Source organism: Hydrogenophaga sp. YM1 (assembly GCF_016903055.1).
GTDB lineage: Bacteria > Pseudomonadota > Gammaproteobacteria > Burkholderiales > Burkholderiaceae_C > Hydrogenophaga > Hydrogenophaga borbori.
Genome location: NZ_CP070223.1, coordinates 2,246,991 through 2,261,902, shown reverse-complemented (window position 1 = coordinate 2,261,902; position 14,912 = coordinate 2,246,991). Strand labels below are relative to the sequence as shown.

Genomic DNA, 14,912 nt, shown 5'->3' with positions numbered 1-14,912 from the left:
GAACCGGTTGAATTTGGTTATCGTTTATAACAATAATCCAACACCCTCACAAGAAGCCGAAGCGCCCCCTTTTCATGCCCATCCAGACCAACGACCTGACGATCGAACTGCGCGGAGACCAGCAGCAGATCGCCCTCATCACCCTCAACCGCCCCGGCAAGCGCAACGCGCTCAACGACGGCCTGGTGCTCGCCATCCGCGACGTCTTCCAGGGCATGCCGCACAGCGTGCGCGCCGCCGTCATCCATGGCAACGGCGAACACTTCTGCGCCGGCCTGGACCTGTCCGAGCTGAGCGAGCGCGACGCCGCCGCCGGCCTGCACCACTCGCGCATGTGGCACCACGCGCTCGACCAGGTGGAGCGCGGCCCCGTGCCCGTGGTGGCCGCGCTGCACGGCGCCGTGGTGGGCGGCGGCCTGGAACTGGCCAGCGCCTGCCACCTGCGCGTGGCCGACACCTCCAGCTTCTTCGCGCTGCCCGAAGGCTCACGCGGCATCTTCGTCGGCGGCGGCGGCTCGGTGCGCATCCCGCGCCTGATCGGCACCGCGCGCATGGCCGACATGATGTTCACCGGCCGCGTGCTCAACGCCGAGGAAGGCGAGCGCGCCGGCCTGGCGCAGTACCTGGTGCCGCAGGGCACGGCCCTGGAAAAGGCGCTGGAGCTGGCCACGCGCATCGCCAGCAACGCGCCGCTCACCAACTACGCGCTGATGCAGGCGCTGCCGCGCATCGCCGACCAGACGGCCGACCACGGCTTCTTCACCGAGGCCCTGATCTCCGCCATCGTGCAGGACGCGCCCGAGGCCAAGGCCCGCGTGCGCGAGTTCCTGGAAGGCCGCGGCCCGAAGGTCAAGAAGCAATGAGCGCCGCCCGGCCGCCCGAAGGCGCTCGCACCGCAGCGCGCAGCGCGCAGGCTTGCGACGGCGCCGCGCCCCGCTACCGGGCGCTGGACTTCGGCATCACCGAAGCCGAACTGCGCCACACGGCCGACGGCACCGCCTACCTCCAGGCCCGCCAGCCGCTGCACGCCTTTCCCCACCGCCTGACCGACCGCCTGGTGCACTGGGCCAGCGCCGCGCCCGATCGCACCTTCATGGCGCGCCGCGCGAAGAACGCCGACGGCAGCACCGGCGACTGGGTTCGGCTCAGCTACGCCGAGGCCCTGGACGCCGCGCGCTGCATCGGTCAGGCCCTGCTCGACCGCGGCCTGAGCGCCGAGCGCCCCGTGCTCATCGTGAGCGAGAACGACCTGGAGCATGCGCAGATCGCGCTGGGCTGCCTGTACGCGGGCATTCCCTGGGCGCCGGCCTCGCCCGCGTACTCGCTGGTGAGCCAGGACTACGACAAGCTGCGCCACCTGGTGAACACGCTCACGCCCGGCCTGGTGTTCGCCGCCGACGCGCCGCGCTATGAGCGCGCCCTGCTCGCCACCCTCGGCGAGGACGTTGAGATCGTCACCGCCAGCGGCAGCGTGCCCGGCCGCGCCACCACCAGCTTCGCCGCGCTGCGCGCCACCGCCCCCACGCCGGCCGTGGACGCGGCCATGCTCGCCACCGGCCCCGACACCATCGCCAAGTTCCTCTTCACCTCGGGCTCCACCAAGCTGCCCAAGGCCGTCATCAACACCCAGCGCATGTGGTGCGCCAACCAGCAGCAGATGGCGCAGAGCATGCCCGTGCTGGCCGACCCGCACACGCCCCCGGTGCTGGTGGACTGGCTGCCCTGGAACCACACCTTCGGCGGCAACCACAACGTGGGCCTAACGCTCATGCACGGCGGCACGCTCTACATCGACGACGGCAAGCCCACGCCCGCGCTGATCGGCGAGACCCTGCGCAACCTGCGCGAGATCGCGCCCACCGTCTACTTCAACGTGCCCACCGGCTTCGAGGCCATCGCCAACGCGATGAAGACCGACGAGGTGCTGCGCACGAACCTGCTGAGTCGCGTGCGCCTGTTCTTCTACGCCGGCGCCGCGCTCGCGCAGCCCGTGTGGGACACGCTGCACAGCGTGCAGGAGCAGGCCATCGGCGAGCGCGTGGTGATGGGCACCGGCCTGGGCATGACCGAGTCCGGCCCTTTCGGTCTGTACATCACGCGGCCCGAGGTGCGCTCGGGCGACCTGGGCCTGCCAGCGGCCGGGCTGCAGCTCAAGCTGGTGCCCAGCGGCGACAAGACCGAGGTGCGCTACCGCGGCCCCAACATCACGCCCGGCTACTGGCGCAGCCCCGAGGCCACGGCCGAGGCCTTCGACGAGGAAGGCTTCTTCTGCACCGGCGACGCGGTGGCCTGGATCGATCCCGCGCGGCCGAACCTGGGCCTGCGCTTCGACGGCCGCATCGCCGAGGATTTCAAGCTCGCCACCGGCACCTTCGTCAGCGTGGGCCCGCTGCGCGCGAAGATCATCGCGGCCGGCGCGCCCTTCGTGCAGGACGCGGTCATCACCGGCCTGAACGAGCGCGAAGTGGGCGCCATGCTGTTCCCCACCGGCGCGGTGCGCGGCCTGGCGGGCCTGGGGCCCGAGGCCCCACTGGCCGAGGTGCTGGCCCACCCCAAGGTACTCGGGCACTTCCAGCAGGTGCTCAATGACCTGGCGGCCTCGGCCACCGGCAGCGCCACGCGAGTGGCGCGCCTGATCCTGCTGGCCGAGCCGCCCAGCATCGACAAGGGCGAGGTCACCGACAAGGGCTCCATCAACCAGCGCGCCGTGCTCAAGCACCGCGCCGAACTCGTCGCCGCCCTGCACGCGGGCGCGGCGGCCAACACCCTGCTTCCCACCACCGAACAGAGGAGACACGCATGAAGATCGAAGGACAGGCCGCGCTCGTGACCGGCGGCGGCTCGGGCCTGGGCGAAGCCACCGCGCGCGAGCTCGCCCGCCTGGGCGCCAAGGTGGCCGTGCTCGACGTCAACCTGGAAGGCGCGCAGCGCGTGGCCCAGGACATCGGTGGCATCGCGGTGAAGTGCGACGTGACCGACACCGCCAGCGTGCAGGCGGCGCTGGACACGGCCGCCGCCGCGCACGGCCCGGCGCGTTTGCTCATGAACATCGCCGGCATCGGCACCGCCAAGCGCGTGGTGCAGAAGGACGGCAGCGCCGCGCCGCTGGACGACTTCGCCAAGGTGATCCAGGTCAACCTCATCGGCACCTACAACGCCAGCCGCCTGTTCGCCGCCGCCTGCGCGAAGCTCGATGCGCTGGAGGACGGCGAGCGCGGCGTGATGCTGTTCACCGCCAGCGTGGCCGCCTTCGACGGCCAGGTGGGCCAGCAGGCCTACAGCGCCTCCAAGGGGGGCCTGGTCGGCATGACGCTGCCCATGGCGCGCGACCTCGCGCAGCACGGCATCCGCGTGTGTACCATCGCGCCCGGGTTGTTCTCCACGCCGCTGATGCGCCAGCTGCCCGACGCGGTGCAGGCCTCGCTGGCGGCGAGCATCCCCTTCCCGCCGCGCCTGGGCAAGCCCGAGGAATTCGCCGCCCTGGCCGCGCACATCGTCACCAATACGCACCTGAATGGCGAAGTGATCCGTCTCGACGGCGCGCTTCGCATGGCCCCCCGATGAGCAAAACCCAGATCTATGAAGTGGAAGTCATGTTCGGCGACTGCGACCCCGCCGGCATCGTTTTTTTCCCCAATTTCAGCAAGTGGATGGACGCGTCCTCGCTGAACTTCTTCGTCAAGTGCGGCGTGCAGCCCTGGCGCGAACTGGTCAAGACGCGCGGCATCATCGGCACGCCGCTGCTGGAGATCCACACCAAGTTCATGAAGCCCGCCACCTACGGCGAGCGCCTGCAGGTGCACACCAGCGTCATCGAATGGGGCGCCAAGGTGTTCAAGCACCAGCACCGCGTGATGCGCGGCGACACCCTGCTGTGCGAAGGCACCGAAGTGCGCGCCTTCTGCGAGCGCGACCCGGCCGACGCCTCGCGCATCCGCGCCATCCCCGTGCCCGAGGACATCAAGGCCTTGTGCCACTGAGCCCCTGATCCAGCCCCGCATGAGCGACGCCTCCATCGCCAACGCCATGCGCCGCCCCCGCGGCGCGCGCAAGGGCAGCCCGCCGGGCGATGACGCCAGCGGCGCGGGCGACGGCCTGCCCGACACCCACTTCCTGGAAACCCTGGTGGGCTACAACGCGCGGCGCGCGGCCCTCACCGTCATCGCGGTGTTCCTGCGCCGCATGGCGCCCTATGGCCTGCGGCCGGTGGATTTTTCCGTGCTCACCGTGATCGCGCACAACCCGGGCGTCACCTCGCGCCAGATCTGCGCCGCGCTGGACATCCTGCCGCCCAACCTGGTGGGCATGGTCAAGGCCCTGCACGCGCGCGGCCTGGTGGTGCGCAAACCCCACCCCAGCGACCGCCGGGCCCAGGGCCTGCACCTCACGCCCGCCGGCCAGAAGCTGCACCGTCAGGCCCAGGCGACGGCCACCGAACTCGAAACGGAAGCCACCGGCGCGCTCACGCCCGACGAGGTGCAGACCCTCATCGGCCTGCTGCGCAAGGTGTACCGGCGCGGCCCCGCGCAGGGCCTGGGCGACGACGCCATCTGAAGCCCCGCGCCGCGCCCATCGGGGCAAACCCGGGTGACGGCGGCGCGACATTGCTGCACCGCACACAGCTAGCAACTTGGTAGCGGGCGGCTTGCTGCCTATAGTGATCATCCGAGACACACGCGCGAAGAGCCCAGTCCAGGCCGCGCCAGGAGACCGCCGATGAGCAAGGACCAGGAAGCCGTGACCCAGCTGTTCGAGCTGCTGGAATCGCGTTACGCCATGCGCGTGCTCTGGGCCCTGTCCGACGGCCACCCGCAGACCTTCCGCCTGTTGCAGGACAGCGTGGGCGGCATCACCCCCAACACACTCAATACCCGCATCAAAGAGCTGCGCGCCGCGCGCCTGATCGACCACAACGGCAGCGGCTACCGGCTCACCCCGCAGGGCGCCGACCTGGCGCGCCGGCTGGCCGAGATGCGCGGCTTCGCCAGCCGCTGGCAGCAGCGCGCCGCCGCCCGCGCGCCCACCCGCGCCGCCGGCCGGTAGACGAGCGCGCCTAGGCCGCGGCGCGCTCGGCCGCGACGCGCGCCACCAGTTGCCAGGCCAGCTCGGCCACCGGGGCCAGCACGCGCCGCGCCCGGCGCACCAGCAGGATGCGCCGCTCCACACGCGGCGACAGGGGCCGGGCCTGCAGCCCCGGCAGGCCGCTGGGCGGCAGGGCCAGCGTGGGCACCACCGACACGCCCAGACCGGCGTCCAGCATGCGGTAGATGGTGGTGACGTGGCCCACCTCCTGCGCCACCTGCGCCTGCACGCCGTGCGCGCGCAAGGCCTCGTCGATGAGCCGCCGGCTGCCCGAGGCGTGGTCCAGCAGCACCAGCGGCTCACCGGCCAGGTCGGCCCAGCGCACCGCGCGCCGGCGGACCAGCCGGTGCCCGGACGGACCGACGAAGCAGAAGGGCTCCGACAGGATGGCCTCGGCGTGCAGGTCCTCGTGCGCTCCGGGGTCGATCACGACGCCGAAGTCCACCTCGCCCGACAGCACGCTGGCCAGCGCATCGTTCTGCATGCGGTCCAGCAGCACCAGGTCCAGGCCGGGGTGTTCGCGCTGGCAGCGCGCGATGCACTCGGGCAGCAGGTGGGCCGACAGTGTGGGGCTGCTGGCCACGCGCACCCGGCCCTGGCGCTGCGTGGCCAGGCCGCGCACGTCCAGCAGCACGGCGTCCAGCTCGTCCAGCGCCCGTTCCAGGCGGGCCGCCAGGCTGCGGCCAGCGGCGGTGAGCGCCACCTCGCGCGTGGTGCGGTCCAGCAGCTTGAGCCCCAGCTGGTGCTCCAGCTCGGTGACGCAGCGGCTCACGGCCGGCTGCGTCAGCCCCAGGTGCTCGCCGGCCTTGGTGAAGTTGCCATGCGCGGCCACGGCCTGGAACACCCGCAATTGGCGCAAGCTCACATTCATGATTCCGAATCATATATGAATCACACAAATTCATTTCTCTTTGGTTGACCGCTCGGGTCCAATCACGCGCTTCACCGCCCACCACGCTGCCCGCGCTCTCCCATGGCCCGCTCCCGCCTGCTGCCCGACAACTTCACGCTCTACCTGATCGCCACCGTCATCCTGGCCAGCCTGTTCCCGGCCCAGGGGGTGTTCGCCGACGCGCTGGCCTGGGCCACCAAGGCGGCCGTGAGCCTGCTGTTCTTCCTGCACGGGGCCAAGCTCTCGCGCCCGGCCATCTGGGCCGGCATCGGGCACTGGCGGCTGCAGCTGATGGTGGTGGCCACCACCTTCGCCCTGTTCCCCCTCTTCGGCTGGGCGCTGGCGCCCGTGCTGCGCCCCTTGGTGACGCCGGACCTCTACACCGGGGTTCTTTACCTCTGCGCCCTGCCCGCCACCGTGCAATCGGCCATCGCTTTCGTCTCCATGGCGCGCGGCAACGTGCCGGCGGCGGTCTGCGCCGCCTCGGCCTCGACGCTGCTGGGCGTGTTCCTGACGCCCGTGGCCCTGAGCCTGATGCTCACGCAAGATGCCGCCATGGGCGATCCGCTGGAGGCCGTGGGCCGCATCAGCCTGCAGCTGCTGCTGCCCTTCGTCGTCGGCCACCTGATGCGCCCGTGGATCGCCGGCTTCCTGCAGCGCCGCGCCGTGATCATGAAGGTGGTGGACCAGGGTTCCATCCTGCTGGTGGTCTACGCCGCCTTCAGCCACGCCGTCATCAACGGCCTGTGGTCGCAGCTGCCGCTGTCGGCGATGGCCGGCCTGCTGGCGGTGTGCGCGCTGCTGCTGGCCGTGGTGCTCGTGCTCACCGCCTGGGGCAGCCGCCGCCTGGGTTTTTCCAAGGAGGACGAAATCGCCATCGTCTTCTGCGGCTCGACCAAGAGCCTGATCACCGGCGTGCCCATGGCCAACGTGCTGTTCTCCGCCAGCGTGGCCGGCGCGATCGTGCTGCCGCTGATGGTGTTCCACCAGATGCAACTCATGGTCTGCGCCGTGCTGGCACAGCGCTACGCACGCCGGGCCGATGCGCCGGCGGCCGAGGTGGCGGGCGCCGCGCCCGCGCTCAGGCGCTGAGGGCCGGCGTACTGGCCGGCCAGCACGCGCGCGAACCAGTCGCGGATCGGCCCGCCCAGCGCGTTGAAGGGGGTATTGAACTGCGCCACGATGCTCACGTGGTTGTGGTCCATCAATTGCACGACCCGCGGCATGGGCCCCTTGTCCCGGTCCGCCACCACCGCCAGGCGCTGCGCCAGCGCGAGCGCATAGAAATCCAGCAAGGGGTTTTCGTACTGAGCCAGGGCGATGAAGGTGGGCGGTGCGTCGGCCCGCACCTGGCCCAGGGGTTCGCGCCCTGCGTACAGGGCCTCATCCTCGCCGTAGTAGGCGCGCACGCCGTGCGCGTTGGGGTTGTCGGCGCGGGTGTCGGCCACCACGCGCGGGCTCACCAGCACCAAGCCGGCCACGGGCAGGCCGCCGTCGGGGCGCACCCGCGCGTCCCAGAGCGCGCTGGCGCAATGGGCGCAGGCCGCGGAATGCCCCATCAGGAACAGGCGCGAGGGGTCGCCGCCCCAGCGCGCGGCGTGCCGGACCACCCAGCGCAGGGCCTCGCGCACGTCCTCGGCGCCGCCCGGCCAGGGCGACTGGGGCGCCAGCCGGTACTCCACGTTGAACGCCAGGTAGCCATGGCGGGAGAATTCCGCCGGCACGTTGGCGTAGATCCAGGGCGTCTGCTCCTTGTCGCCGCGCACGAAGGCGCCGCCGTGCACGAACACCAGGATGGGCACGCCCGGCCCGCCGCCTGGTCGCTCGACCTGGGGGGCATAGACGTCGAGCACCTGCCGCGGGTCTTCGCCATACGGCAAATCCCGCGCCGTCGGGGCCAGCGCCGAGGCCTCCAGCAGCGGCGCCCAGGCCTCGAACATGGCGTCGCGGCCGGCCGTGATGTCCTGGTGCCAGCGCGGGCCCCAGTGCGCCAGGGCGTCGACGAGGAACGTGGGCAAGGCGGGGCTCATGCGATAAAGTCGTAGGATGAATTCAGGAGAGGCCATTATGTCGGGTTCATCGCCCTTTCCCGCCATCGCCCCGGGCGCGCGGCTGTCGGAGCGGGTCGCGGACACCCTGAGCGCGGAAATCCGTTCGGGCCGCCTGCGCCCCGGCGACAAGCTGCCGACCGAGCCCGAGCTGGCCGAGCAGTTCTCGGTCAGCCGCACCGTGGTCCGAGAGGCGGTCTCGCGCCTGAAATCCATCGGGCTGGTCGAGTCGCGCCAGGGCAGCGGGGTCTACGTGCTGGAGGCCAGCATCCCGCCCCTGAGCTTCGACGCCAGCTACGCGGTGTCCAAGGAGGCGGTGATCCAGATGGTGGAGGTGCGCCGCGCCCTGGAGGCCGAGGTCGCCGGCCTGGCCGCTCAGCGCCGCACCGAGGCCGACGTGCAGGCCATCCGCGACGCCATCACCACGCTCGACCAGGCCGTGCAGGCCGGCGGCGACGGCGTGCGCGAGGACGTGGCCTTCCACCGGGCCATCGCCGAAGCGGCCAAGAACCCCTTCCTGCTGAGCACCCTGCAGTACCTCAGCCGCTTCCTGCACGGCGCCACGCGCGTGACCCGGGCCAACGAGGCGCGGCGCGGCGACTTCGCGCGCCAGGTGCGCGACGAGCACGAGGCCATCCTCGCCGCCATCGAGGACCAGGACTCGGCCGCCGCCCGCGCCGCCGCCTTCAACCACATGAACAACGCCATCCGCCGCATCGAAGAGGCCGACCCGGCCTTCTGGCGGCAGGAAGGCGCGGTGCTGGCGCGCGCCCTCATGGTGGACCAGGCGCCCAGCGCGCCGCGCTGAGTCCGGCCGCCCCCCACATAGGGATTTCCCGATGCCGATGGCCACGACCAAGTCATATGATGACCATATCACCGGATCAATCAAGTGACATGCGGCTCGAACACATAGACCACTTCACCCTGCGCGTGGCCGCGGCCCGCCTGCCCGAGCTGCTGGACTTCTACACGCGCGTGCTGGGCCTGCGCGAGGGCGATCGCCCGGCCTTCGACTTCCCCGGCCACTGGCTGTACGCGAAGGGCCAGGCCCTGGTGCACCTGGCGGGCAACGAGCCGGCCGGCGAGCCCGCCGCGTCCGATGCCCTGCCCACGGGCAAGTTCAACCACGTCTCGTTGCGCGCCACCGGCCTGAAGGCCACGCGCGAGCACCTGCAGGCGCAGGGCATGGACTGGCGCGAGGCGCCCGTGCCCGGTGTCCCTTTGCACCAGATCTTCCTGCTCGACCCCGTCGGTCTGAAGATCGAACTGACCTTCGATGCCGCCGAGCTGCATGAGGCCGGCCCTTCCACCAAAGCCCTGGCGTACTGATGTCCTATTTGCAACTCCAGAAAGTCGCCAAGCGCTTCGGCGATGTCCAGGTGGTCCAGGCGATGGACCTGAGCGCCGAGGCCGGCGAGTTCATCGTGCTGGTGGGCGCCTCGGGCTGCGGCAAGTCGACCACCCTGCGCATGATCGCCGGCCTGGAATCGCCCAGTTCGGGCCACATCGTGATCGACGGCCGCGACGTGACAGCGGCCACGCCCGCCGACCGCGACATCGCCATGGTGTTCCAGAACTACGCCCTGTACCCGCACATGAACGTGGCGCAGAACATGAGCTTCGCGCTCGAGCTGGCGCGCACGCCCAAGGCGGTGATCACCGAGCGCGTGCAGGCCGCGGCCCAGGTGCTCAACATCCAGCACCTGCTGGAACGCAAGCCGCGCGAGCTCTCGGGCGGGCAGCGACAGCGCGTGGCCATGGGCCGCGCCATCGTGCGCGAACCCAAGGTCTTCCTGTTCGACGAGCCGCTGTCCAACCTGGACGCCAAGCTGCGCGGCCACATGCGCATCGAGATCGCGCTGCTGCACCGCCGGCTCGGCAAGACCACGGTGTACGTCACGCACGACCAGGTCGAGGCGATGACGCTGGCCGACCGCATCGTGGTGATGGACCAGGGCCGCATCCAGCAGATGGGCAGCCCGGACGAGGTCTTCAACCGCCCGCTCAACCGCTTCGTCGCCGGCTTCATCGGCAGCCCGACCATGAACTTCCTGGACGCCGAGGTCCAGGACGGCGGCGGGCCCCTGCGATTCGTGGGCCGCGACTTCGCCTGCGAGGTGCCCGCCGCCATGGCGCCACACGCGCGGCGCTTCACCGGCCGCCCCGTGGTGCTGGGCGTTCGCCCGCAGGCCCTGCGCCTGGGCGCCAGCGAACACGGCCTGGGCCTGCGGCTGCAGGTCAAGGTCTGCGAGTACCTGGGCACGGAAAGCGTGCTCAGCGGCTCGCTGCCGGGCGAGGCCGGCGAACTCACCCTCAGCGCGCCGGGCAACCACACGGGCCTGATCAACCAGACCGTCGCGGTGCACGCGCCGCTCGACAGCCTCCATGCCTTCGAACCGGGCGAGCACGGCCGCTCGCTCGGCCTCTGATCCGATCCGCCCCCACCCACAACAGGAGACACAGCATGAAACGCCGCCAACTGCTTCAAGGCGCCGCCGCGGGCGCCGCCCTGGGCCCCTGGGTGCACACCCTGGCCCAGGACCGCTACGCCAAGTACAAGGGCCAGACCATCGTCGTCAACTACCCGGCCCACCCGCACTACGACCAGGCCGAGAAGCTGTTCGCCGAGTTCACGGCCGAGACCGGCATCAAGGTCGAGCGCGACAAGATGCAGTACCTGCGCATGAAGGACAAGCAGGTGCTGGAGATGGGCAAGCGCGGCAACGGCGACTACGACGTGGTGGTCTACGTGGTGATGTGGAAGACCGAGTACGTCAAGAAGGACCTGCTGCAGCCCCTGGACGGCTACTTCGCCAACAGCGCCCTGGCCGATCCCGCCTGGGACCAGAAGGACATCATCGACCGCTACTGGGAGACGAACGCCCTGGTGGGCGGCCCCAAGATGTACCTGCCCGGCCCCGGCGCGCGGCCCTACGGCATTCCCTTCGGCGCCGAGACCGGCGTGCTGGCCTACCGCACCGACCTGTTCGCCAAGCACAAGCTCGCCGCGCCCAAGACCTACGATGAGCTGCTGGCCGCCTGCCGACTGATGAAGGACAAGGAAGGCATCGGCGGCCTGACCTCGCGCGGGCAGACCGGCCACCAGGTCACGGCCGCCTGGCTGCTGCACCTCACGCCCAATGGCGGCGAGGTGTTCGACAGCCAGTGGCGCGCGGCCTTCAACAACGCCCAGGGCGTGCGCGCCGCCGAGATCCTGAAGGAAATCGTGGACACCGGCCCCGCCGGCATTCCCAGCTACGGCTTTGGCGAAATGCAGAACGCCTTCCTGCAGGGCCAGGCCGCGATGTACCTCGACTCCGTGTCCATCTTCGGCCCGGCGCAGGACCCGGCCAAGAGCCGCGTCGCCGGCAAGATCGCCTACGCGGTGCACCCCAAGGGCAGCAAGCATTCGGCGCAGAGCGGCGGCTTCGCCATGGCCATCCCGAAGAACGCGCGCAACAAGGACGCCGCCTTCCTCTTCATGCAGTGGATGACCAGCAAGCAGGCCGACCTGAAGATCGCGCTGGCGGGCGGCAACATCAACCGCTGGAGCACGCTGGACAACGCCGACGTCGCCAAAAAGTACCCCATCGAGCTGCCGGCCCTGCGCGAGTCGCTCAAGATCGCCAACCCCGACTGGCGCCCGCTGATCCCCGAGTGGGACCACATCAGCCAGCAGATCCTCGGCCAGGCGCTGCCCGACGTGATCACCGGCGGCAAGCCGGCCAAGCAGGCGCTGGACGCGGTGGTGAAGGCCGCCGAGGACGTCGTCCGCCAGGGCGGCTGGCTCAAGGCCTGAGGACCGCGCCCCGATGCCTTCCGCCCGCCTGGCGCGCCTGACGCCGTACGTCTATATCCTGCCGGCCGTGCTGGTCATGCTGGCCGGGCTGGTGTACCCCATCCTGAGCGCCGTGCGGCTCGGCTTCTACGACTGGCCCCTGGGCACCGACTTCGACAGCGCACGCTTCGTCGGTTTCCAGGCCTTCGCCGAGATGCTGGCGTCCACGCAGGTGTGGACCTCCATGGGCATCACGGTCGCCTTCGTGCTGATCGCGGTGTCGGCCGAGCTGGTGCTGGGGATCGCGCTCGCGCTGTTCCTGGAAAAGCCCGTGCGCGGCATGCGCTTCTTCCGCACGGTCTTCGTGCTGCCCATGATGGTCGCGCCGATCTGCGTGGGCCTGATCTGGCGCTACCTGTTCGACGCCAACTTCGGCCCGATCAACCACCTGAGCGCCTGGCTGGGGCTGTCGCCCCAGGCCTGGCTGGCCGACCCGGTGCTGGCCTTCAGCGCCATGGTGATTACCGACATCTGGCAGTGGACGCCCTTCGTGCTCATCATGGTGCTGGCCGGCCTGCAAGGCCTGGACGAAAGCGTCATCGAGGCCGCCCGCATCGACGGCGCCAACGCCTGGCAGCAGATCGTTCGGGTCAAGCTGCCCATCCTCAAGCCCATCCTGATCGTGACGCTGCTGGCGCGCATGATCGACGGCTTCCGCGGCCTGGAGGTGATCTACGTCATGACCTTCGGTGGCCCGGGCCTGAGCACCGAACTGTTCTCGCTGCACATCTTCAAGGCGGCCTTCATCAGCCAGAAGCTGGGCTACTCCTCGGCCCTGTCCATCCTGCTGCTGGTCATTGTCTCGGCGCTGTCGCTCGCGATCCTGCTGATCTCCAACCCCCTCAAAGCCAAGGCCCGCCGATGAGCCATCCCACCTCGGTGCCGCGCGGCTCGCCGCTGCACTACCTGTTGCTGGCGCTGCTGGCCACGGCCTGCCTGCTGCCGCTGGTCATCATGACCATGACCTCGCTCAAGACCGAGGCGCAGATCTTCGACACCCAGTGGTCCTGGCTGTTCGCGCCCACACTGGACAACTACCGCGCGGTGGTGGAGGAGAACCACATCGAGCGCTACATGCTCAACAGCCTGAAGGTCTCGCTGGCGGCCACGCTCATCACCCTGATGCTGGGCACCATGTGCGCCTACGCCATGGCGCGCTTTCGCTTCCTCGGCCGCGAGCCGCTGAGCTACTCGACCCTGATCCTGCGCACGCTGCCACCCGCGGTGCTGGCCGTGCCGGTGTTCGTCATCTGGTCGGCCTGGGGAATAGGTGACACGCTGTCGGGCGTGGTGCTGGTGTACGTGGCGCTGAACCTGCCCTTCACCATCTGGCTGCTCTACGGCTTCATCGACCAGTTGCCGATCGAGCTGGAGGAAGCCGCCGCCATCGACGGCTGCGGCCCCTTCCGGGTGTTCTACAAGATCGTGCTGCCGCTGCTCAAGCCCGGCCTGGCCGCGGCCGCCATCTTCACCTTCCGGCTGGCCTGGAACGAATTCATCCTGGGCTTCATCCTGACCAACCGCATCACGCGCACCCTGCCCGCCTCCATCTCCAACTACATCACCGACACCGGCGTGGAGTGGGGAAAGATCATGGCCGCCGGCGTGCTGATCGCGCTGCCGCCGCTGATCTTCACCTTCGTCGCCGCCAAACAGATCATCACCGGCCTGACCGCGGGCGCGGTCAAGGGCTGAGCCCCGCCACCTTCGAGGACCCCCCCCATGGACAAACAAGCACTGATCGACTCCTGGAACGACTACGTCGCACCTTCTCAGCCCTGCTCGCCCGACGACATGGCCCGGCGCGTGGCGCGCTGGGGCGCCATCCCCGCCAGCCCGCGCGCCTTCGTCGACACCTACGTCAAGGGCCATGAGCGCACGCTCTACAGCGTGATCGGCTCCGGCGTCACCGACGACCCCAACTTCAAGCCCAGCATCGCCGCGGCCGAGAACTTCCACGTCGACTACATCGTCGCGCCCAAGGGCTGCGGCGCGGCCCTGCACTGGCACGACAGCGAAGAGGTCTTCGTGGTGCAGGCCGGGCGCTGGGAGTTCGACTGGGTCGATGGCGCCACCGGCCAGACCCACACCGTCACCCTGGGGCCGCGCGACACCATCAGCGTGCCGCCCTTCGTGCACCGCGCCTTCCGCAGCCTGGACGGCGAGGACCCGGCCAGCGGCGGCATGCTGGTGTCCATCCTGGGCGGCAAGACCCCGGGCCGCGTGAAATGGGACGCCACGCTGGCCGAAAAAGCCAAGGCCGTTGGCGCCGGCTTCGACGCCAACGGCATGGCCGCCCAGGCCAGCCACGGCTGAACGCGGGTCGCCCTGTCCATGGAACCGAAGAACCACGGACCGCTGGTGCTGGTGCACGGCGCCTGGCATGGCGGCTGGTGCTGGCGCGAGGTGGCCGACAAGCTCGAACGCCAGGGTCGCCGCTGCTACGCGCCCACGCTGAGCGGCCTGGCGCACCGCCGCGCCGGGCTGAGCCGGGAGACCAGCGCCGACACCCACGTGGACGACGTCGCCTCGCTGATCGAGGCGCTCGACCTGCGCGGCGTGACCCTGGTGCTGCACTCCTACGCCGGCCTGCTGGGCCCGGCCCTGCTGCACCGCCTGCGCGAGCGCCTGGTGGAGATCGCCTGGCTGGAAGCGGTGATCCCCTCGCCCGGCCAGCCCATGCTGGAGCTCACCACGCCCGAGGCCGCCGCGCGCTACGTGGCGCAGGCCGCCTCGCGCGGCGAAGGCTGGTGGATGCCCCCACCCGACGTGGCGCAGTTCCAGCTGCCCACGGACGAGATGGCGCAGGCCGTGGCCCGCCAGCTCACGCCGCAGCCGCTGCGCAGCTTCGCCGAACCCGTCACCGCGCCCCAGGCGGAGGTGCGCGGCTTCCCGGGCCGCTACCTGCTGGCCAGCGACCGCTCGCCGCAGCCCTACCTGCGCTATGCCGCCATCGCGCGTGAGGCCGGCTGGCCGGTCGCCGAGGCGCCCGGCGGCCACCTGATGATGCTGACGAACAGCGACGCCGTCGTCGATTTCCTGAGTTGAG

At 70.4% G+C, this 14,912-nt stretch carries 17 protein-coding genes; 15 read left to right on the top strand and 2 right to left on the bottom strand.

Going from position 1 to position 14,912, the window contains the following annotated elements:
- The first annotated feature begins 74 nt into the window (after nt 1-74).
- The 6 genes from JNX00_RS10535 to JNX00_RS10510 all read left to right on the top strand — a co-directional run bounded on the left by JNX00_RS10535 (nt 75) and on the right by JNX00_RS10510 (nt 5,043).
- Nucleotides 75-863 carry a crotonase/enoyl-CoA hydratase family protein gene (locus JNX00_RS10535; protein WP_070398704.1) on the top strand — a complete coding sequence of 263 codons (789 nt, stop codon included), beginning with the start codon at nt 75-77 and terminating at the stop codon, nt 861-863.
- Nucleotides 860-2,803: a feruloyl-CoA synthase gene (locus JNX00_RS10530; protein ID WP_083293118.1), complete on the top strand. Its 1,944-nt coding sequence runs from the start codon at nt 860-862 to the stop codon at nt 2,801-2,803. Before JNX00_RS10535 ends, JNX00_RS10530 begins: the two co-directional genes overlap by 4 nt.
- On the top strand, nt 2,800-3,564 hold the full coding sequence (locus tag JNX00_RS10525) for an SDR family NAD(P)-dependent oxidoreductase (protein WP_116957949.1): 765 nt from the start codon (nt 2,800-2,802) through the stop codon (nt 3,562-3,564). The genes JNX00_RS10530 and JNX00_RS10525 overlap by 4 nt, the downstream gene beginning before the upstream one ends.
- Nucleotides 3,561-3,980: an acyl-CoA thioesterase gene (locus tag JNX00_RS10520; protein WP_070398706.1), complete on the top strand. Its 420-nt coding sequence runs from the start codon at nt 3,561-3,563 to the stop codon at nt 3,978-3,980. Before JNX00_RS10525 ends, JNX00_RS10520 begins: the two co-directional genes overlap by 4 nt.
- 19 nt (nt 3,981-3,999) lie before the next feature.
- Entirely contained in the window at nt 4,000-4,554 is a 555-nt protein-coding gene (locus tag JNX00_RS10515) for a MarR family winged helix-turn-helix transcriptional regulator (protein WP_070398707.1), read from the top strand.
- A 162-nt stretch (nt 4,555-4,716) separates the two neighbouring features.
- The gene (locus JNX00_RS10510) at nt 4,717-5,043 is read left to right on the top strand and encodes a winged helix-turn-helix transcriptional regulator (RefSeq protein WP_070398708.1); all 327 of its coding nucleotides are present in this window, start codon (nt 4,717-4,719) and stop codon (nt 5,041-5,043) included.
- Between the two features lie 10 nt (nt 5,044-5,053).
- Here JNX00_RS10510 and JNX00_RS10505 read toward each other — a convergent pair whose 3' ends face one another.
- Nucleotides 5,054-5,953 (bottom strand): LysR family transcriptional regulator, encoded by a 900-nt coding sequence (locus JNX00_RS10505; RefSeq protein WP_204744905.1) that lies wholly within the window; start codon nt 5,951-5,953, stop codon nt 5,054-5,056.
- Nucleotides 5,954-6,055: 102 nt separating this feature from the next.
- On the opposite strand from JNX00_RS10505, the gene JNX00_RS10500 reads away from it, so the two are divergent.
- Nucleotides 6,056-7,066 (top strand): bile acid:sodium symporter family protein, encoded by a 1,011-nt coding sequence (locus tag JNX00_RS10500; RefSeq protein WP_204744904.1) that lies wholly within the window; start codon nt 6,056-6,058, stop codon nt 7,064-7,066.
- On the opposite strand, the gene JNX00_RS10495 is transcribed toward JNX00_RS10500, so the two are convergent.
- The gene (locus tag JNX00_RS10495; protein ID WP_204744903.1) at nt 7,000-8,004 is read right to left on the bottom strand and encodes an alpha/beta hydrolase fold domain-containing protein; all 1,005 of its coding nucleotides are present in this window, start codon (nt 8,002-8,004) and stop codon (nt 7,000-7,002) included. The two genes, JNX00_RS10500 and JNX00_RS10495, sit on opposite strands and share 67 nt — an antisense overlap.
- Before the next feature lie 37 nt (nt 8,005-8,041).
- Between JNX00_RS10495 and JNX00_RS10490 the strand changes: the two genes are divergently transcribed.
- The 8 genes from JNX00_RS10490 to JNX00_RS10455 all read left to right on the top strand — a co-directional run bounded on the left by JNX00_RS10490 (nt 8,042) and on the right by JNX00_RS10455 (nt 14,911).
- Nucleotides 8,042-8,830, top strand: coding sequence for a FadR/GntR family transcriptional regulator (locus tag JNX00_RS10490; RefSeq protein WP_070397790.1), 789 nt, complete (start codon nt 8,042-8,044; stop codon nt 8,828-8,830).
- An 89-nt stretch (nt 8,831-8,919) separates the two neighbouring features.
- Nucleotides 8,920-9,354 carry a VOC family protein gene (locus tag JNX00_RS10485; RefSeq protein ID WP_070397791.1) on the top strand — a complete coding sequence of 145 codons (435 nt, stop codon included), beginning with the start codon at nt 8,920-8,922 and terminating at the stop codon, nt 9,352-9,354.
- Complete coding sequence (gene ugpC / locus JNX00_RS10480) at nt 9,354-10,454, top strand: sn-glycerol-3-phosphate ABC transporter ATP-binding protein UgpC (protein ID WP_070397792.1); 1,101 nt, start codon at nt 9,354-9,356, stop codon at nt 10,452-10,454. The genes JNX00_RS10485 and ugpC overlap by 1 nt, the downstream gene beginning before the upstream one ends.
- A 35-nt stretch (nt 10,455-10,489) precedes the next feature.
- Nucleotides 10,490-11,824, top strand: a complete 1,335-nt coding sequence (locus JNX00_RS10475; protein ID WP_070397793.1) for an extracellular solute-binding protein — start codon at nt 10,490-10,492, stop codon at nt 11,822-11,824.
- Between the two features lie 13 nt (nt 11,825-11,837).
- Entirely contained in the window at nt 11,838-12,728 is an 891-nt protein-coding gene (locus tag JNX00_RS10470; protein ID WP_070397794.1) for a sugar ABC transporter permease, read from the top strand.
- Complete coding sequence (locus JNX00_RS10465) at nt 12,725-13,558, top strand: carbohydrate ABC transporter permease (protein ID WP_204744902.1); 834 nt, start codon at nt 12,725-12,727, stop codon at nt 13,556-13,558. Before JNX00_RS10470 ends, JNX00_RS10465 begins: the two co-directional genes overlap by 4 nt.
- A gap of 27 nt (nt 13,559-13,585) precedes the next feature.
- Entirely contained in the window at nt 13,586-14,179 is a 594-nt protein-coding gene (locus JNX00_RS10460; protein ID WP_204744901.1) for a cupin domain-containing protein, read from the top strand.
- Nucleotides 14,180-14,197: 18 nt separating this feature from the next.
- Nucleotides 14,198-14,911, top strand: a complete 714-nt coding sequence (locus JNX00_RS10455) for an alpha/beta fold hydrolase (protein ID WP_204744900.1) — start codon at nt 14,198-14,200, stop codon at nt 14,909-14,911.
- Nucleotide 14,912: the final 1 nt, after the last annotated feature.